This is a genomic window from Streptomyces sp. NPDC057010, from assembly GCF_042673805.1.
Classification (GTDB): domain Bacteria; phylum Actinomycetota; class Actinomycetes; order Streptomycetales; family Streptomycetaceae; genus Streptomyces.
In genome coordinates, this window is record NZ_JBHUSC010000022.1 from 49401 (window position 1) to 68000 (window position 18600).

17 protein-coding genes and 1 riboswitch are annotated in these 18600 nt (G+C 71.3%); of the genes, 10 read left to right on the plus strand and 7 right to left on the minus strand.

The window, feature by feature from the left end:
* Positions 1–6 precede the first annotated feature (6 nt).
* The 3 genes from ACFTXQ_RS19820 to ACFTXQ_RS19830 form a co-directional block, all read right to left on the minus strand.
* Positions 7–471 (minus strand): hypothetical protein, encoded by a 465-nt coding sequence (locus ACFTXQ_RS19820; RefSeq protein ID WP_382642430.1) that lies wholly within the window; start codon positions 469–471, stop codon positions 7–9.
* A gap of 77 nt (positions 472–548) precedes the next feature.
* Positions 549–1727, minus strand: a complete 1179-nt coding sequence (locus ACFTXQ_RS19825; RefSeq protein WP_382642432.1) for a PotD/PotF family extracellular solute-binding protein — start codon at positions 1725–1727, stop codon at positions 549–551.
* 92 nt (positions 1728–1819) lie between these two features.
* A complete protein-coding gene (locus ACFTXQ_RS19830) occupies positions 1820–3259 on the minus strand; it encodes a gamma-aminobutyraldehyde dehydrogenase (protein WP_382642434.1) in 1440 nt (479 codons plus the stop codon).
* A 170-nt stretch (positions 3260–3429) separates the two neighbouring features.
* Here ACFTXQ_RS19830 and ACFTXQ_RS19835 point away from each other — a divergent pair, with 170 nt between their 5' ends.
* From ACFTXQ_RS19835 to ACFTXQ_RS19880, 10 genes are all read left to right on the plus strand, one after another.
* Positions 3430–3933 (plus strand): Lrp/AsnC family transcriptional regulator, encoded by a 504-nt coding sequence (locus ACFTXQ_RS19835; RefSeq protein WP_382642435.1) that lies wholly within the window; start codon positions 3430–3432, stop codon positions 3931–3933.
* 3 nt (positions 3934–3936) lie between these two features.
* Positions 3937–5298, plus strand: a complete 1362-nt coding sequence (locus ACFTXQ_RS19840) for an aspartate aminotransferase family protein (RefSeq protein WP_382642436.1) — start codon at positions 3937–3939, stop codon at positions 5296–5298.
* Positions 5299–5496: 198 nt separating this feature from the next.
* Positions 5497–6273, plus strand: coding sequence for an ABC transporter ATP-binding protein (locus ACFTXQ_RS19845; RefSeq protein ID WP_382642438.1), 777 nt, complete (start codon positions 5497–5499; stop codon positions 6271–6273).
* Positions 6255–7325, plus strand: coding sequence for a hypothetical protein (locus ACFTXQ_RS19850; RefSeq protein ID WP_382642440.1), 1071 nt, complete (start codon positions 6255–6257; stop codon positions 7323–7325). Before ACFTXQ_RS19845 ends, ACFTXQ_RS19850 begins: the two co-directional genes overlap by 19 nt.
* Positions 7326–7351: 26 nt before the next feature.
* Positions 7352–8449, plus strand: coding sequence for an LOG family protein (locus tag ACFTXQ_RS19855; protein ID WP_382642442.1), 1098 nt, complete (start codon positions 7352–7354; stop codon positions 8447–8449).
* Positions 8450–8528: 79 nt separating this feature from the next.
* Positions 8529–9428, plus strand: coding sequence for a hypothetical protein (locus tag ACFTXQ_RS19860; RefSeq protein ID WP_382642444.1), 900 nt, complete (start codon positions 8529–8531; stop codon positions 9426–9428).
* 92 nt (positions 9429–9520) lie between these two features.
* Entirely contained in the window at positions 9521–10141 is a 621-nt protein-coding gene (locus tag ACFTXQ_RS19865; protein WP_382642446.1) for a hypothetical protein, read from the plus strand.
* A 144-nt stretch (positions 10142–10285) separates the two neighbouring features.
* A complete protein-coding gene (locus ACFTXQ_RS19870) occupies positions 10286–10516 on the plus strand; it encodes a ferredoxin (protein ID WP_382642448.1) in 231 nt (76 codons plus the stop codon).
* Complete coding sequence (locus ACFTXQ_RS19875) at positions 10506–11900, plus strand: NAD(P)/FAD-dependent oxidoreductase (protein ID WP_382642450.1); 1395 nt, start codon at positions 10506–10508, stop codon at positions 11898–11900. The genes ACFTXQ_RS19870 and ACFTXQ_RS19875 overlap by 11 nt, the downstream gene beginning before the upstream one ends.
* Positions 11901–11915: 15 nt before the next feature.
* A complete protein-coding gene (locus ACFTXQ_RS19880) occupies positions 11916–13172 on the plus strand; it encodes a cytochrome P450 (RefSeq protein WP_382642452.1) in 1257 nt (418 codons plus the stop codon).
* On the opposite strand, the gene ACFTXQ_RS19885 is transcribed toward ACFTXQ_RS19880, so the two are convergent.
* The 4 genes from ACFTXQ_RS19885 to rlmN all read right to left on the minus strand — a co-directional run bounded on the left by ACFTXQ_RS19885 (position 13169) and on the right by rlmN (position 18404).
* Entirely contained in the window at positions 13169–14191 is a 1023-nt protein-coding gene (locus tag ACFTXQ_RS19885; RefSeq protein ID WP_382642454.1) for an ABC transporter ATP-binding protein, read from the minus strand. The genes ACFTXQ_RS19880 and ACFTXQ_RS19885 overlap by 4 nt on opposite strands.
* On the minus strand, positions 14191–15807 hold the full coding sequence (locus ACFTXQ_RS19890) for an ABC transporter permease (RefSeq protein ID WP_382642509.1): 1617 nt from the start codon (positions 15805–15807) through the stop codon (positions 14191–14193). The genes ACFTXQ_RS19885 and ACFTXQ_RS19890 overlap by 1 nt, the downstream gene beginning before the upstream one ends.
* Before the next feature lie 131 nt (positions 15808–15938).
* The gene (locus tag ACFTXQ_RS19895; protein WP_382642456.1) at positions 15939–17039 is read right to left on the minus strand and encodes a thiamine ABC transporter substrate binding subunit; all 1101 of its coding nucleotides are present in this window, start codon (positions 17037–17039) and stop codon (positions 15939–15941) included.
* A gap of 85 nt (positions 17040–17124) precedes the next feature.
* A riboswitch (TPP riboswitch) is annotated at positions 17125–17234 on the minus strand.
* Between the two features lie 57 nt (positions 17235–17291).
* Positions 17292–18404: a 23S rRNA (adenine(2503)-C(2))-methyltransferase RlmN gene (gene rlmN, locus ACFTXQ_RS19900; protein WP_382642458.1), complete on the minus strand. Its 1113-nt coding sequence runs from the start codon at positions 18402–18404 to the stop codon at positions 17292–17294.
* Positions 18405–18600: the final 196 nt, after the last annotated feature.

An 18600-nucleotide genomic window follows, 5' to 3' on the forward strand; every position in this document is an offset into this window, starting at 1 on the left:
GCGGTGTCAGGCCGGCAGGGCCTCAAGCCGCTTGATCATGCGGCGGAGCACCAGCAGGGGGATCACCCCGAAGACTCCGAAGGACATGTCGATGACCGACCACCAGAAGGGGATGCCCCGGATCGGGCCGCAGATCAGGGCCAGGGGGATCACGCCGGCGCAGGCGATCATGCCGGCCTCGACGATCCATATGTTGCGGACCGGATCGCGGTGGACCCCGTAGAAGAAGACGGCGATGACGAGGTGGGCGAAGGCGAGCCAGTCGGTGCCGTAGAGGAGGAAGGGGTAGTCCGCGTCGGCCTGGTCCAGGCCGTCGCCGACCCGCCGCAGCCAGACGTTGTCCATCAGGGCGTTGGCCCAGTGGAGTTCGCTGACCAGGGGGAAGGCGGTGAGGCCGCTGAGGACCAGGCAGACGATGAACAGGACCAGCCAGGCACGGATCCGCCGCTGAAGGGCGCTTCTCTCGCTCATGGGAGGGAGCCTACGCAGCTTTCTGAACACGTTCAGCCAAATTGCTGAACATGTTCAATTCCGTTGCCGGACCGTGATCACAGTCCGACGATCGCGTTCCAGCGCTGGGCGAGGGACCGGCGTTCGGCGGAGGAGATGTCCCGGGCCACGACGAGCCGCTTGCGCATCGCGTCGTCGGGGAAGATCAGCGGATTCTCGGCGAGTTCGGCGGTCCCCTTGTCATCGGAGGCGGCCAGGACCTCGCGGGCGGCCGGGACCGGGCACACGTAGTTGACGGAGGCGGCGAGCTCCGCGGCCACCTCGGGGGCGTAGTAGTGGTCGATCAGGGCCTCGGCATTGGCCTTGTGGCGGGCGAGGTTGGGGACGAGCAGGCTCTCCGCCCAGAGCTCGGCCCCCTCCTCCGGGACGACGAACTCGATGTCCGGGTTGTCGGCCCGCAGTTGGATGGCGTCCCCGGAGTAGGCCTGGCAGGCCAGGACGTCGCCCTTGCTCAGATCGGAGGTGTAGTCGTTGCCGGTGAAGCGGCGGATGTGCTTCCTGCGCACCAGTTCCTCGACCTGGTCGCACGTCCGGTGGAAGTCGGATTCGGTCCAGCGGGTGACGTCCACGCCGTTGCCCTGCATCAGCAGGGCGAAGGACTCGTCGAGGCCGGAGAAGAGGGTGACCTTGCCCGCCAGGTCCGGCCGCCACAGGTCCGCGACCGACTTGATCTCCCGGCCCAGCGCCTTGCGGTTGTAGGCGATGCCGGTGATCCCCGACTGCCAGGGGACGGTGTGCAGCCGGCCCTCGTCGAAGGCGGGGGACCGCAGCTGCGGGTCCAGGTACTCGGCCACGTTGGACTGCGCCGAGCGGTCCATCTTCTGGGCCCAGCCCAGGTGGACGAAGCGGGCGGCCATCCAGTCGCTGACGACGACCAGGTCGTGGCCGGTCTCCTGGTGGTTCATCAGGGCCGGGCTGACCTTGCCGAAGAACTCGTCGTTGTCGTTGATCTCCTCGGTGTAGCGGACCTCGATCCCGGTGCGCTTCGAGAAGGCGTCGAGGGTGGGGCGGCGCTCCTCGTCCTCCTCGTCGGTGTCGATGTACAGCGGCCAGTTGGAGAAGGCGACGCTCCGGTCACGCTCGGAGCGGTCCGCGGCCTGCCGCCGTTCCTCGGGCACGTAGGCGGCGGGCACCCCGCAGCCGGCGAGGGTGGCCAGCAGGCCCGCGGCACCGAGGCCGCGCAGCGCGGCGCGGCGGGAAAAGGCGAGTTCAGGCATGGCCTCAGCCTCGGGGAACGCGGAGGGGCGGGCAATAGACATGTTGTCTACTGCCCGCCCCTTCAGGGCCCTGCTGTGATCGATGCGGCCGATCAGCCGTCGAGCGAGGTCATCACATGCTTGATGCGCGTGTAGTCCTCGAAGCCGTAGGCGGAGAGGTCCTTGCCGTAGCCGGACTTCTTGAAGCCGCCGTGCGGCATCTCGGCGACGAGCGGGATGTGGGTGTTGATCCACACGCAGCCGAAGTCGAGGTTCTTGGACATCCGCATCGCGCGGCCGTGGTCCTTGGTCCACACGGAGGAGGCGAGGGCGAACTCGACGCCGTTCGCGTACTCCACGGCCTGGGACTCGGTGGAGAAGGACTGGACGGTGATGACGGGGCCGAAGACCTCGTTCTGGATGATCTCGTCGTCCTGCTTGAGGCCGGAGACGACGGTCGGGGCGTAGAAGTAGCCCTTGTCGCCGACCTGGTGGCCGCCCGCCTCGACCTTGGCGTGGGCGGGGAGGCGCTCGATGAAGCCCGCGACCTGCTTGAGCTGGTTCGGGTTGTTCAGCGGGCCGTACAGCACGTCCTCGTCGTCGGGCTGGCCGGTCTTGGTGTCGGCGGCGGCCTTGGCGAGCGCGGTCACGAACTCGTCGTGGATCGACTCGTGCACGAGCACGCGGGTGGCGGCCGTACAGTCCTGGCCGGCGTTGAAGTAGCCCGCGACCGCGATGTCCTCGACGGCCTTGGCGATGTCGGCGTCCTCGAAGACCACGACCGGGGCCTTGCCGCCGAGCTCCAGGTGGACGCGCTTGACGTCCTTCGAGGCGCTCTCGGCGACCTGCATGCCCGCGCGCACCGAGCCGGTGATGGAGGCCATCGCCGGGGTGGAGTGCTCGACCATCGCCTTGCCGGTCTCGCGGTCGCCGCACACGACGTTGAAGACGCCCTTGGGCAGGATCGAGTCGATGATCTCCGCCATCAGGACGGTGGAGGCCGGGGTGGTGTCCGAGGGCTTGAGGACCACGGTGTTGCCCGCGGCGATCGCCGGGGCGAACTTCCACACGGCCATCATCATCGGGTAGTTCCAGGGCGCGACCTGGGCGCATACGCCGACCGGCTCACGGCGGATGATCGAGGTCATCCCCTCCATGTACTCGCCGGCCGAGCGGCCTTCGAGCAGACGGGCGGCACCCGCGAAGAAGCGGATCTGGTCCACCATCGGCGGCAGCTCCTCGCTGGCCGTCAGGGCCAGCGGCTTGCCGGTGTTCTCGGACTCGGCGGCGACGAGCTCGTCCGCGCGCGCCTCGAAGGCGTCCGCGATCTTGAGCAGGGCCTTCTGGCGGTCCGAGGGCGTGGTGTCGCGCCAGCCCGGGAACGCGGCCGCGGCGGCGGCCATGGCGGCGTCGACATCGGCCTGCCCCGAGAGCGGGGCGGTGGCGTACACCTCGCCGGTGGCGGGGTTGACCACCTCGGTGGTCCGCCCGTCAGCGGCGTCCTTGAACTCCCCGCCGATGTAGTTGCGCAGACGACGCAGTTCCGTGGTCACTCCAGCCACACTCCTGATCACATGTCCATCGATTGAGACTGCCACCCAAGCGTAGCCCCTCGGCGGACGCTTTCGACAGAGCCGGACACCATGAACTACGAAATCAGTGAGATCCACGACGTCAAACAACGGATTTCATTGATTCCGTCTTGCGGAACAGACGACTCCTCGTGCACAGTGTGGTCGTGGTCAGTCGAAGCGCAGATTCCAGGAACAGACAACCGTCCCCTTCGGTCGATGCTGTGTCCCTGGCGATCATCGAGCAACTGCAGGAGGACGGGCGCCGTCCCTACGCAGCGATCGGCAAGGCCGTCGGCCTGTCCGAAGCGGCCGTACGCCAGCGCGTGCAGAAGCTGCTCGACCAGGGCGTCATGCAGATCGTCGCCGTCACCGACCCGCTCACCGTGGGCCTGCGACGCCAGGCAATGGTCGGCATCAACGTCGAGGGAGACCTCGACCCGGTCGCCGACGCACTCACCGCAATGGCGGAGTGCGAATACGTGGTGATGACCGCAGGATCGTTCGACCTGATGGTGGAGATCGTCTGTGAGGACGACGACCACCTGCTCGAGACGATCAACAAGAAGATCCGCACGCTCCCCGGCGTGCGATCAACCGAAAGCTTCGTTTACCTGAAGCTGAAGAAGCAGACCTACATGTGGGGAACTCGATAGCCCGTGAGCCAAGACCTCTCCAAGACCGCGTACGACCACCTGTGGATGCACTTCACCCGCATGTCGTCGTACGAGAACGCCCCCGTCCCCACCATCGTGCGGGGTGAGGGCACCTACATCTTCGACGACAAGGGCAAGCGCTACCTGGACGGTCTCGCCGGACTGTTCGTGGTCAACGCCGGTCACGGCCGCAAGGAGCTGGCCGAGGTCGCCTACAAGCAGGCCCAGGAACTCGCGTTCTTCCCCGTCTGGTCGTACGCGCACCCCAAGGCCGTCGAGCTCGCCGAGCGCCTCGCCGACTACGCCCCCGGCGACCTGAACAAGGTCTTCTTCACCACTGGTGGCGGCGAGGCCGTCGAGACCGCGTGGAAGCTCGCCAAGCAGTACTTCAAGCTGCAGGGCAAGCACACCAAGTACAAGGTCATCTCGCGTGCGGTCGCCTACCACGGCACCCCGCAGGGCGCCCTGTCCATCACCGGTCTGCCGGCCCTGAAGGCCCCCTTCGAGCCGCTGGTCCCCGGTACGCACAAGGTGCCGAACACCAACATCTACCGCGCCCCGATCTACGGCGACGACCCCGAGGCCTTCGGCCGCTGGTGCGCCGACCAGATCGAGCAGGAGATCCTGTTCGAGGGCGCCGACACCGTCGCCGCCGTCTTCCTGGAGCCGGTGCAGAACGCCGGTGGCTGCTTCCCGCCGCCGCCCGGCTACTTCCAGCGCGTCCGCGAGATCTGCGACGAGTACGACGTCCTGCTCGTCTCCGACGAGACGATCTGCGCCTTCGGCCGCCTCGGCACGATGTTCGCCTGTGACAAGTTCGGCTACGTCCCGGACATGATCACCTGCGCCAAGGGCATGACCTCGGGCTACTCCCCGATCGGTGCCTGCATCGTCTCGGACCGCATCGCCGAGCCGTTCTACAAGGGTGACAACACCTTCCTGCACGGCTACACCTTCGGCGGGCACCCGGTGTCCTCGGCGGTGGCGATCGCCAACCTCGACATCTTCGACAAGGAAGGCCTCAACCAGCACGTGCTGGACAACGAGGACGCCTTCCGCGCGACGCTGGAGAAGCTGCTCGACCTGCCGATCGTCGGCGACGTCCGCGGCAACGGCTACTTCTACGGCATCGAGCTCGTCAAGGACAAGGTCACCAAGGAGTCCTTCACGGACGAGGAGACGGAGCGCGTGCTCTACGGCTTCCTCTCCAAGGCGCTCTTCGACAGCGGCCTGTACTGCCGGGCCGACGACCGAGGCGACCCGGTCATCCAGCTGGCCCCGCCGCTGATCGCGGACCAGGGCACCTTCGACGAGATCGAGGGGATCCTGCGCTCGGTGCTCACCGAGGCGTGGACCAAGCTCTAAACAGCCGCCGGACCAGGCTTTAAATCGTCCCGGGCCGCAATGGTCCAACCACATGGCCCGGAGCCTCCGTTCGAGTGAGAACGCGGGGGTCCGGGCCGTGTGCTGTCACCATCCAAGACGTTCATCTCTTTACATCTCAGTGCGGCGCCAGTGACTTCAGCGGGCTCTGCTTCGTTCCCCCGGACGGAGGTGTACGCCATGGTGGCTCCACCGGACAAGGCCCATCCAGACACTCCCCCGCCTCAGGAAGATCTGCTCTGGGCACGGTCCCTTCACTACTCCCACAGCGGATCGCCCGGCCTGATCGGTGTCTCCGCAGGAGTCCGCCAGGGCGAGATCCTGGCCCTGACCGGCCCGCGCGGCAGCGGCAAGACCACCCTGCTGCACTGCCTGTCCGGACGGCTGCGGCCCGACCAGGGCGAGGTCTGGTTCAACAGCGTCCCCGTGCACACCATGGGGTCCCTCTCCCGCGAACGGCTGCGCCGCGACCGGTTCGGCTGGATCGGCCCCGAGCCGCAGCTCCTGCCCGAGCTGAAGGTCTGGGAGAACGCGGCCCTGCCGCTGCTGATGGCCGGCGCCTCGCACCGCAACGCCAAGCACGCCGCCTGCGAATGGCTGGACCGCCTCGACATCGGCGGCTTCGCCCGCAAGCGGCCCGGCTCCCTCAACCGCGCCGAGTCCCAGCGCGTGGCCCTGGCCCGGGCCCTGGTCAGCCTGCCCGCGGTGATCTTCGCCGACGAGCCCACGGCCCCGCTGCACCGGACCGAGCGCGCCCTGCTGCTCCGTACGCTGACCACTGCGGCCCGCTCCCACGGGATCACCGTGCTGCTGGCCACCCACGACGAGGAGACCGCGGCCACCGCCGACCGCAGGCTGGCCCTGCTCGACGGCCGGACCGCCGCTGCCGCCGGAGCCCTCGCCTCCCCCGGGCCCGACACCACGGAGGGCCAGGCCGCGTGCTCGCTCTCCGCCTAACCCGGGGCTCCCGGCCGCTGGTCCAGCTGCGCCGGCTGCTCGTCGCCGCCGCCTCGGCCGCCACCGGGTTCCTGCTGCTGTACGTGCTCGCGGAGGCGGTGGCGCGACCCGCCGGATCGTTCCCCCGCCTGCTGTGGGCCCTGGTCCCGCTCGCCTTCACCGCGCGGTTCGCCGCCGCCGTGGCCCGGACCGACCCGGCGACCCGGCCCCGGGACGGGCTGGACGTCGCCGGGCTGGGGCCCGTACGGCTCACCCTGGTCGCGGCGATCTCCACCGCCGTCGCGTGCACCCTGGGCGCCGCCCTCGCCCTGGCCGCCTTCCTCCACCTGCGGGGCGACCTGAGCGGGCTGCCCTTCGACGGCGCCCGGGCCCGACTGCTCCACGCCGGCCGGCCGCTGCCCGTGGCCGCCGCCCTCACCTTGCTGGCCCTGATCCCGCTGACGGCCTCGGCCGCCACCGCCTGCGCCCTGCGCCGGCGCACGCCCGCCCCGCAGACCGGGCTGCCCTGGGGCATCGCCCTGACCGCGTGCGGGCTCGCGGTGGAGGCCTACGCGGGGCACGAAGGTCCCGGCATGCTCGCCGGCTGGTCGCTCACCGCCGTCGGCCTCGCCCTCGCCGGGCCGGGCGTGGCGTACGCCTGCGGGGCGCTGGTGCAGGCGGTCCGGCCGGGCGCGCTCCGGCTGCTGGCCGGCCGGGCCCTGCAGCAGGAGGCGCCCCGACTCGGCCCGTCCCTCGGGGTGCTGTGCGCGGTCGCCGCGGGCGCCCTGACCGCGCTGACCCTGCCCGGCCGGGGCGGGGCGCTCGTCCCGCTGGGCGCGCTGACCGGACCGGCCGCGGCCCTGGTCGCCGCGTGCGCCGGCGCGACCCTTCTCACATCCGCGGTGGAGATCCGCCAGAGCCGCGCCGCCGACCGCGATGCGCTGCTCGGCATGGGCGCTCCGGCCGGGATCCTGCGTACGGCCGTGGGTGTGCAGGCCGTCGCTCTGGTGGCCGTGTGCGTGCCGCTCAGCTGGGGTGTGGCACAGCTGACGTCCCTGGCGCTGACCCGCTGACGCGGGCAGCGCTTAGGGTGAGGCGAATGGTCAACGGATACATCGACACCGAGATCGAGACGCTCGCCGAATTCGACCGGGTCGCAGCCCGCGGCTCGCTCAGCGGCTACCGGATCCAGTCGGTCAACCTGCTGGAACGGACGTTCGCCCTGCTGTCCGCCGACACCTCGGCGACCGTGTTCCTGGGCTGCGCGATGGAGCCCGACGCCGCGGCGAAGGTCCGCGCCGACGGCGCCCTGGTCTTCCCGCCCGTCCCCGACCTGCCGTTCAACCCCTACCGCGGTCTGCTCTACACGCCCGAGGAACTGTTCGCGGGGCTGCCCGGCGGCTACGAGGCCACCCCGGACGCCCAGGCCTACGCCTGGTTCCAGGAGACCAAGTCCGACGGCGACATCTTCTCCTCGATGCTGCGCTCCATCCACGACGACGCCATCTCCGACGCCCTCGACGAGCACCTCGCCGGCGTCCCGGTGGTGGGCGTGATGGGCGGCCACGCCATGGCCCGCGGCGGTACGGAGTACCTCGGCGCGGCGCAGCTGGGCCGGGCGCTGACCCGGTCCGGGCTCATGGTCGCCACCGGCGGCGGCCCCGGCGCGATGGAGGCCGCGAACCTCGGCGCCTACCTGGCCCCTGCCCCGGACGGGGCCCTCCCGGAGGCCCTGGAGCTGCTGGCCAAGGCCCCGTCCTTCGCGCCGTCGGTGTCCGAGTGGGCCCGGGCGGCCTTCGCCGTACGGGAGCGCTGGCCCGACGGCGGCGATTCGGTGGGCATTCCGACGTGGTTCTACGGACACGAGCCGCCGAACGCCTTCGCGGAGCACCTCGGCAAGTACTTCGCGAACGCCACCCGGGAGGACGGCCTGCTGGCCCGGTCCACCGCGGGCGTGGTGTTCCTGCCGGGCGCGGCGGGCACGGTCCAGGAGATCTTCGACAGCGCGACGCCGAACTACTACGCGTCGCGGGGCGAGCCGGCGCCGATGGTCCTCGTCGACCGGGCCCACTGGACCGAGCACCTCCCGGCCTGGCCGCTGCTGCGGGCACTGGCGCGCGGCCGGGCGATGGAGTCCCGGATCGCCCTGGTGGACTCCGTGGACGAGGTCCCGGACGCCCTCGCGGCAATGGTCTGACCTCCGGAGGCAACTTCCCGGCCCGTTCGCACGTCTGGCAGAGGTACGCAAAACCTGCCAGACGTGAACGGAGCCCTCGGTGCTCATAGGACTGCTGACCGCTGTCGCGGCGTCCATCTGCTACGGCACGGGATCCGTGCTGCAGGCCGTCGGATCGCGCCGCGCCGCCCGGATGTCCCCGGCCTCGGCCGGGGTGACGGCGCACGGCGGCCCGAATCTGTCGTCCACCGCCAAAGCCGCGATGACCTGGGAGTTCATCGTCGGCACCATCCTGGACTTCGTGGGCTTCGGCCTCGGCGCGCTGGCGGCCCGGCTGCTCCCCCTGTTCCTCTCCCAGACGGTGATCAGCGCGAACCTGGTGATCACGGCCGTGCTGAGCGTGAAGATGCTGGGCATCCGGCTGAGCCGGAAGGAGTGGACCTCGATCGGGGTCGTCTGCACGGCGCTGGTGCTGCTGGCGACGGCGGCGGGCCACGAGGGCGGCCACCACGCCCCGATGTCCACGCACTCGTGGCTGCTGGGGATCACGCTGCTGCTGATGGTGGGCGGCACGGTGGCCGTACGGCTGCTCGGCGGCGGGGCGGCGATCCTGGCGGGTCTGCTGTCGGGTCTGGGCTTCGGCGCGCTGGGCGTCGGCGTGCGGATCCTGGACGGCGTCGACCCCTTCGACCTCGGCACGCTGCTGTCCGACCCGGCCCTCTACGCCATCCTCCTGGCGGGCGTCGGCGGCATGTACCTGCACACGGTGGCCCTCCAGATCGGCTCGGTGAACGGGGCGACGGCGGCCCTGGTCGTCGGCGAGACCGTCCTGCCCGGCGCGATCGGCGTCCTGTGGCTCGGCGACGCCTCCCGCCCGGGGCTGGCCTGGCTGGCGGCCGCCGGCTTCGTCATGGCCGTCACGGGAGCGGTGGCGGTCGCCTGGTACGGCAAGCACGAGGGCGCGCAGGCCGAGGCTCCGGAGCCGGTGCCGGTTCCCTGATCCGGCGCCCAGACAGGTCCGGTGGAGTCGCCGGTTCACTCCCCCGGGTCCGCGGGGTGGCGGGGGCGCCGCGGCTGCCGCCTGCTGGAGGCATGGAGTCCTCCACCACGACGCGGATGCGGACGCCCCGGGCCGCAGGGATGGCCGGGGTCGTCTTCGCGGTGCTGCTGGCCGCGGCCATCGTGCTGATGCGGATCGCCATTCCCTCGGGGAGCCCGGCCGACGCCCCCGTAGACGAGGGGGACCGCTGGGCCGTGCGCTTGGCGCTGGAGATCGTCCCGTTCGCCGGGATCTTCTTCCTGTGGTTCATGGGGGCGCTGCGGGCGCACGCGGGCGAGACGGAGGACCGGTTCGTCGCGACGGTCTTCCTGGGCAGCGGGTTCGTGTTCACCGCCACCCTGTTCGTCGCCGCCGCGGCCGCGGGGACGGTACTGGAGGAGGCCACGCCGCCCTCCGGTTTCGGCCGTCCCTTCGCGTACACGGTCCTCGCGACCTACGCGATGCGGATGGCGGCCGTGTTCGTCTTCACGACCTCCACCATCGGGCGCCGGCTCGGCGTCTTCCCGCGCCCGCTCGCCGCCCTGGGCCTCGTCACGGGGCTGGTGCTGCTCGTCGTCGCTCCCGGCGTGCCCTGGTCCGAGCTGGTCTTCCCGTTCTGGGTGCTGGTCGTGAGCCTCCACGTGCTGCGGACGGGGGTGCGCCGCACTGCCTGAGGTCCGCCCGCGGCCGCGCCCGCGTCCCGACGGGCGCCGGGTGGCCGTCGCGTGCATGCTGGGAGGAGAGTCAGGGGTGGGGCTCGGGGGTCTCGGGGCCGGTCGGTAGCGGGGGTGACCAGGTCACGGAAGGGCTGACGCCTCATGAGACTTGTCGTGGACCTCAACCGCTGTCAGGGCTACGCCCAGTGCGCGTTCCTCGCCCCGGACGTGTTCGCCATGCACGGCGACGAGTCCCTCCTGTACAACCCGCAGCCCGACGAGGAGCACCGCGAGAACGTCGTCCGCGCCGTCCACGCCTGCCCCGTCAGGGCCATCCTGCTGGACGCGATGAACGGTTCCCTCTCGACCGCGGAGGCGCGTGGTGAGCGGTGACTCAGCCCTGGAGCGGCTCAAGCGCGAAGGCCGCATCGTGGTCGTGGGCGCTTCCCTCGCCGGCCTGCGGGCCGCCGAGACCATGCGCGAGAAGGGCTTCGCCGGCTCCCTCACGATGATCGGCGACGAGCCCTACGAACCGTACGACCGGCCCCCGCTGTCCAAGCAGGTCCTGCTGGGCAAGGCGACCGCGGACCGTACGGCCCTCCCCCGCCGCCGGGACATCGACGCCAAGTGGCGGCTCGGCGTACCCGCCACCGGTCTGGACATGGCGGCCAGGCGGGTCAGGCTCGCCGACGGGGACGAGGTCGAGTACGACAGGTTGCTGATCGCCACCGGGGTCCGGGCCCGTCCGTGGCCGAACGAGGAGGAGGGGGCCCTGGAGGGCGTCTTCACCCTGCGCACCCGGGACGACGGCGTGGCCCTGGAGCGGCGGCTCTCCTCCGGACCGCGCCGGGTGCTGGTCATCGGGGCCGGGTTCACCGGCTCCGAGATCGCCTCCGCATGCCGGGAGCGGGACCTGCCCGTCACGGTCGCCGAGCGCGGCGCCGGCCCCCTGGTCGGGGCCCTGGGCGGGGTGATCGGCGAGGTCGCGGCCGGGATGCACCGCGATAACGGCGTGGATCTGCGGACCGGGATCATGGTCACCGCCCTGGAGGGCGACTCCTCGGGCCAGGTGCGCGCCGCCCACCTGTCGGACGGCAGCGTCCTGGAGGCCGACGTCGTGATCGTGGGGCTCGGCGCCCAGCGCAACACCGAATGGCTGGCGGGCTCCGGACTGGGCGCGGGCCCGCGGGGCATCGCCTGCGACGCGGGCTGCCGGGCCTTCAACATCTGGGGCATCGTCACCGACGACATCTATGTGGCGGGTGACGTGGCACGTTCCCCGCACGCGCTGTTCGGGTACCAGTTCCTGTCCCTGGAGCACTGGGGCAACGCCGTCGCCCAGGCCGAGACGGCGGCGCACAACATGCTCAGCGAGAGCATGGACCGCCGCCCGCACGTGTGGGTTCCGGCCTTCTGGTCCTCCCAGTTCGGGGTGAACATCAAGTCGGTCGGGGTGCCCTCGATGGGATCCGAGATCCTCATCACCCAGGGGTCGCTCGCCGAGCGCAGGTTCGCCGCGGTCTACGGCTACCAGGGGCGCGTCATCGGCGCCGTCACCTTCGACCAGTGCCGCTGGCTGGACTTCTACGAGCAGCAGATCGAGCAGACCGCTCCGTTCCCGCCGCCCTACACGACGGTGGACCGCAGGAGCGAGGGGCACAAGGCGCTGGACGCGGACTTCCCCGACCCGTCGGTGCCGACGCACGGCCCGACCATCACCCTGAGCGGCTACTCACCGGCCGACCGGCGGATGACGTTCACGCCGGCGCACAACTGAGCACGAGGACCTCTCATGACTGAAGGCATCCTGCGGCAGATCCTCGACTACTCCAGCCGGGCCAACCCGTATCCCCTGTACGAGGAGCTCCGCAAGACCGGGCCGGTGTTCCACGACGGGGACGGACCGTACGTCGTCAGCACCTATCACGAGATCAAGAGCCTGCTGCACGATCCGCGGATCAGCTCCGACTCCCGCAACCTGTCGTCGACCACCGGCGACCTGCTGAACGAGGGGGACGAGGAGGAGGGCCAGGCGGCCCTGCCCCCGGCCTTCCTGAAGCTGGACCCGCCCGACCACGACCGGCTGCGCCGGATGACGAACCGCCCCTTCGGGCCGCCGCACTCCCCGCACCGCGTCCACGACATGCGCGCCGAGCTGGGCGGCATCGTCACCGGTCTGATCGACACCATCGCCGAGCAGGGCGACCCGGGGCGGATCGACCTGGTCGAGGAGTTCTCCTACCCCTTCCCGGTCACGGTGATCTGCCGGCTGCTGGGCATACCGACCGAGGACGAGGCCCGGTTCCACGTCTGGGCGGACACGCTCGCCGCGAGTCTGGACCCCGATCCGGACGCCGATCCCGGCGAGCGGGCCAAGAAGACGCAGGACACCCGCATGGAGCTCGGCATGTACCTGGCCGGGCTGATCGAGGAGCGGCACAAGAACCCCACCGGGGACATGCTCTCGGAGCTGGCGACCGGGCAGGGACCGGACGGCGCCATGAGCACGATGGAGGTGCTGAGCACCGCGGCGCTGCTGCTGATCGCCGGGCACGAGACCACCGTCAACCTGATCACGAACGGCATGCTCACCCTCCTGCGGCATCCGGAGGTCCTGGACCGGCTGCGCGCCGATCCGGCGCTGTCCGTCCCGATCGTGGAGGAGCTGCTGCGCTACGAGCCCCCGGTGCAGCTGCTGCCCCAGCGCACGCCCTTGGCCGACATCGAGATGGCGGGGGTGACCATCCCCAAGGGCGCCCCGCTCTGGCTGATCCTGGCCTCCGGCAACCGCGACCCCCACCGGTTCAAGGATCCGGACCGCTTCGACCCGGACCGCCCGGACGTGCAGCACCTGGGCCTCGGCAGCGGCATCCACAGCTGCTTCGGCGCGCCGCTGGCCCGGCTGGAGGCCGCGCTGGCGCTGAGTGAGCTGGCCCGCAGGCTGCAGAACCCCCGGCTGCTGGAGGACCCGCCGCCCTACCGCCAGAACGCGGTGCTGCGCGGCCCGCGCCACCTCCCGATCGCCTGCGACAAGATCCTCACCGCCTAGGACGCCGGCAGGACGACCACCTCGGCCGGGCTGAAGGCGACCGCGACCCGGTCGCCCGCCGCGGGCGCCGCGGTCAGCCCGCACTCCGCCTCCAGCTGCGGCCCCGCCTCCGGCCGCAGGCGGAGGGAGACGTGGGTGCCGCGGAAGGTCCGCGAGACCACCTCGCAGGCCAGGCCGGCGGCCGCGAGCACCACCCCGGAGGGGCGGACCAGCAGCTGGTGCGCCCCCTCCGGGGAGCCCGCCGGGACGGGGATCCGGCCCCACGCGGTCGCGGCGGCACGGCCGGACACGGTCGCCGGGACCACGTTCTCGAAGCCGAGGAACCGCGCCACGAACTCCGAGGCCGGGCGCTGCCACACCTCCAGCGGGGTCCCCGCCTGCGCGATCCGCCCGTCCCGCATCACCACGACCCGGTCGGCCAGCGCGAACGCCTCGCCCTGGTCGTGCGTGACCGCCAGCACGGTGGTGCCGAGCCGGGAGAACAGCCCCTGGAGCTCGACCACCAGCCGCTCGCGCAGCCCGCGGTCCAGCTGTCCCAGCGGTTCGTCCAGCATCAGCAGTCGCGGCGACGGCGCCAGGGCCCGGGCCAGCGCCACCCGCTGCTGCTCGCCGCCGGAGAGGGAGGCCACCGCCCGGCGCTGGGCTCCGGGGAGCCCGACCAGCTCCAGCAGCTCCGCGACCTGGGCCTCGTACGAGGTGCGCGCGAGCCCCCGCATGCGCAGGCCGAAGGCGACGTTCCCGCCGACGTCCCGGTGCGGGAAGAGCTGGTGGTCCTGGAACATCAGGCCCACGCCCCGCCGGTGCACGGGCACGCCGGCCTGGTCCGCCCCGCCCAGCACCACCCGTCCCCCGGAGACCCGTTGGAGCCCGGCGACGACCCGCAGCAGGGTGGACTTGCCGCTTCCGCTCGGTCCCAGCACGCACACGATCTCGTGCTCGGCCACCTGCAGGTCGACGGAGTCGACGACCGCGCGCTCACCGAAGCGGACCGACACGTCTTCCAGCTGAAGCAGTGTCATCAGAACTCTCCCGAGGTCTTGTCGGGTCGCAGTCGCTCCAGCACCAGCAGGGACACCGCGCACACCAGCATCAGAATCGTGCTCAGGGCCATCGCCTGCCCGTAGTTGAGCTCACCGGCCCGCCCCAGCAGCCGCGCCACGGCCACCGGCAGCGTCGGCTGGTCCGGTCGCGCGATGAAGACGGTCGCGCCGAACTCCCCCAGCGAGACGGCGAAGGCGAAGCCGGCCGCGATCAGCAGGGCCCGCCGCACCAGCGGCAGGTCCACCTCCCGCCAGGCCCGCAGCGGCGACGCGCCGAGGACCGCGGCCGCCTCCCGCAGCCGAGCGTCCACCGCGCGCAGGACCGGCAGCATGGTCCGTACGACGAACGGCACGCCGACCAGCGCCTGCGCGAGCGGCACCAGGATCCACGAGGACCGCAGGTCCAGCGGCGGCTCGTCCAGGGTGATCAGGAAGCCGAAGCCCACCGTGACGGCGGAGACGCCCAGCGGGAGCATCAGCAGCGCGTCGAAGCCGCGCACGAGACGGCCCGCGCGCCGGGTCAGCGCCGCGGCGGCGAGCCCGCCGATGACCAGCGCGATGGCGGTGGCGGCGAGCGCGTACCGCAGGGAGTTCCCGATCGCCTCCAGCGGCGGCACCAGGAACGTTCCGCCGCCGGCGCCCGCGTCCTGCAGCGCCCGGTAGAAGCCGAGCCCGTACCCGCCGGGGGCGTCGAAGGAGCGCTCCACCAGCACGCCGAGCGGCAGCACGATCAGCAGGGTCACCGTCAGCAGCACCCCGCCGAGCAGGGCCCGCTGCGCCGGGCCGCGCGGCCGGTGCGTGGTGCGGCCCGGATCGACCAGCCGCAGCGCGGTCTCGCGCCTGCGCACGGTCCAGGCGTGCACGGCGAGGATCACGCCGACCGCGGCGAACTGAACCATCGTCAGCACGGCGGCCGTGGGCAGGTCCAGGAGCTGCGCGGTCTGCCGGTAGACCTCCACCTCCAGGGTGGAGTACGAGGGGCCGCCGAGGATCAGTACGACGCCGAAGGAGCTGAAGGTGAACAGGAACACCATCAGCGAGGCGGCGGCCACGGCCGGGGCCAGCGCGGGCAGCGTCACCCTCCGCCAGGCGGCGAACCGGCCGGCGCCCAGCACCCGGGCGGCTTCCTCCTGGCGCGGGTCCAGCTGCGCCCAGAGCCCGCCGACCGTGCGGACGACGACCGCGTAGTTGAAGAAGACGTGCGCGAGCAGGATCGCCCAGACGGTGGTGTCGAGCCGGACGCCGACCAGTTCGTCCATCAGCCCGCCGCGTCCCACCAGGGCGAGGAAGGCGGTGCCGACCACCACGGTCGGCAGCACGAAGGGAACGGTCACCACGGCCCGCAGCAGCTGCTTGCCGGGGAACTCGAAGCGCGCGAACACGTACGCGCCGGGGAGCGCGATCAGCAGCGTGAGCGCGGTGGAGGCGAGCGCCTGCCAGGTGGTGAACCACAGCACGCCGGCGATGTCGGGACGGGTGATCACCTCGCCGATGCGGCCGAGCTGCCAGCCGGCGTCGGTCTTGAGCCCGCGTCCGACGATCGCGGTGACGGGGTAGGCGAAGAACAGCCCGAAGAACGCCAGCGGGACGGCCATCAGGGCCAGCCGCACGGCCGTCGCCCGGCCGCCCCCACCGGAGCCGGAACCGGAACCGGAGCCGAAGGCCGGGCCGGGGCCGGAACCCGGCGCGGCGCCCCCCGGCGCCGCGCCCGGCTCCTTGGTACCGCTTACTTCACGACGAGCGAGGTCCATGCCTTGACCCACTGCTCACGGTTCTTGGCGATGGTCTCCGGGGCCACGTTCTCGGGCTTCTCGACCACCACACCGTGCTTCGTGAACAGCTCCGGCAGGGCAGCGTCCTTCGTCACCGGGTTCACGAACATCTGGAGCGGCATGTCCTCCTGGAACTTCTTGCCGATCAGGAAGTCGATCAGGGCCTTGCCGCCCTCCTCGTTCTTCGCGCCCTTCAGCAGACCGGCGAACTCGACCTGCCGGAAGCAGGTGCCGGTGGCGACGCCCGTCGGGGCCTCGGCCGGCTGCGGGTCGGCGTACAGCACCTCGACCGGCGGGCTGGAGGCGTAGGAGACGACCAGCGGGCGGTCGCCCTTGGCCTTCTTGCCGCCGGCCGAGCCGGAGAAGCGCTCGTTGTAGGCCTGCTCCCAGCCGTCGACGACCTCGACGCCGTTGGCCTTGAGCTTGCTCCAGTAGTCCTTCCAGCCGTCCTCGCCGTACTTGCCGACGGAGGCGAGCAGGAAGCCGAGGCCGGGCGAGGAGGTCGCGGCGTTCTCGGTGACCAGCAGGTTCTTGTACTCCGGCTTGACCAGGTCGTCCAGCGTCTGCGGCGGGGCGATCTTCTTGTCGGCGAAGTACGCCTTGTCGTAGTTGACGCAGATGTCACCGGAGTCGACCGGGGTGACGCGGTGTTCCTTGTCGAGCAGGTACTCGGGCTTCACCCCGGCCAGGCCCTTGGCCTCGTACGGCGTGAAGATGCCGTTGTCGAGGGCGCGCGAGAGGAGGGTGTTGTCCACGCCGAAGAAGACGTCACCGCGCGGGGAGCCCTTGGTGAGGATCTCCTGGTTCAGGGCGGCGCCGGCGTCGCCGGACTTCAGGACCTTTACGGTGTAGCCGCTCTGCTGCTCGAACTCCTTGAGGACCGCTTCGGTCACGTTGAAGGAGTCGTGGGAGACGAGGGTGACGGTCTTGGACTTGGGGGCCTCGCTCGCGCCCGCGCCCTTGTCCTTGGCGTCGCCGCCGCCACAGGCGCTGAGCGTGGTGACGCCCAGCGCGGCCGCGAGCGCGGCGCCCGCGATCTTCCTGGTGGTGCTCACTGGTGTATTCCTCCTGGGATGTCCAGGAGAAGACGCGGCCCTGCCCGGCGCTCTGTGGGAGCGGACGCCGGGCAGGGCGCAACAGCTTGAGTGGTGACCGAACTTCCTACCCCGAATGACCGGGGCGAGGTTCAGAGGGTCTGCGGATGACGGTTGCCGCACTCTCAGCGCTGTGGCGCTCCCCTGTCGGAATATGAAATTGGTTCGGCCACAGGGTACCCCGTGGCCGAATGTGGACGGCTGAACCGGAATCTAACGCTCCGATGCGGCCAGCTGGCCGCAGGCGCCGTCGATCTCCTGGCCGCGGGTGTCCCGTACGGTCACGGGCACGCCGTGGCGGGCGATGGCCTCCACGAAGGCCTTCTCGTCCTCCGGGCGCGAAGCGGTCCACTTCGAGCCCGGCGTCGGGTTCAGCGGGATCAGGTTGACGTGGACGCGCTTGCCCTTGAGCAGCTTGCCCAGGAGGTCGCCGCGCCAGGCCTGGTCGTTGATGTCACGGATCAGGGCGTACTCGATGGAGACCCGGCGGCCGGACTTCTCGGCGTACTCCCAGGCCGCGTCGAGGACCTCGCGGACCTTCCAGCGGGTGTTCACGGGGACCAGGGTGTCGCGCAGCTCGTCGTCGGGGGCGTGCAGCGAGACGGCGAGGCGGCACTTGAAGCCCTCGTCGGCGAACCGCAGCATGGCCGGGACCAGGCCGACGGTGGAGACCGTGATGCCGCGCTGCGACAGGCCCAGGCCGTCCGGCTCCGGGTCGGTGAGACGGCGGATGGCGCCGACCACGCGGTTGTAGTTGGCCAGCGGCTCGCCCATGCCCATGAAGACGATGTTCGACAGGCGGGCCGGGCCGCCGGGGACCTCGCCGTCGCGCAGGGCGCGCATGCCGTCGACGATCTGGTGCACGATCTCGGCGGTGGAGAGGTTGCGGTCCAGGCCGGCCTGGCCGGTGGCGCAGAACGGGCAGTTCATGCCGCATCCGGCCTGCGAGGAGATGCACATGGTGACCCGGTCCGGGTAGCGCATCAGCACGGACTCGACGAGCGTGCCGTCGTGCAGCTTCCACAGGGTCTTGCGGGTGGTGTCGTCGTCGCACGAGATGTGCCGGACGACGTTCATCAGCTCCGGCAGCAGCTCCTGCTGGAGCTTCTCCCGGGAGCCCGCGGGGATGTCGGTCCACTCGGCCGGGTCGTGCGCGTACCGCGCGAAGTAGTGCTGGGAGAGCTGCTTGGCCCGGAACGGCTTCTCTCCGATCGCGGCGACCGCCTCACGGCGCTCGGCCGGGGTCATGTCGGCGAGGTGCCGGGGCGGCTTCTTGGCCCCGCGAGGGGCGACGAAGGTGAGCTCTCCCGGAACGGGGCGGGCCATGCGGTACTCCTCAGTACGACGAGGTGGGGGTCACCCCGCGCGTGCAGGGCCGGTCCGCGGCTCGGCCGCGCGACGGAAAGGGCGCGCCGCGGACGCGCGGCGCGCCCGCCACGATAACCCCCGCCCCACGCCCTCAGCCCGTGCCGGCCAACCCGGCCCGCAGCACCCACACCACCCGGGCGGGCGGCAGCACGGA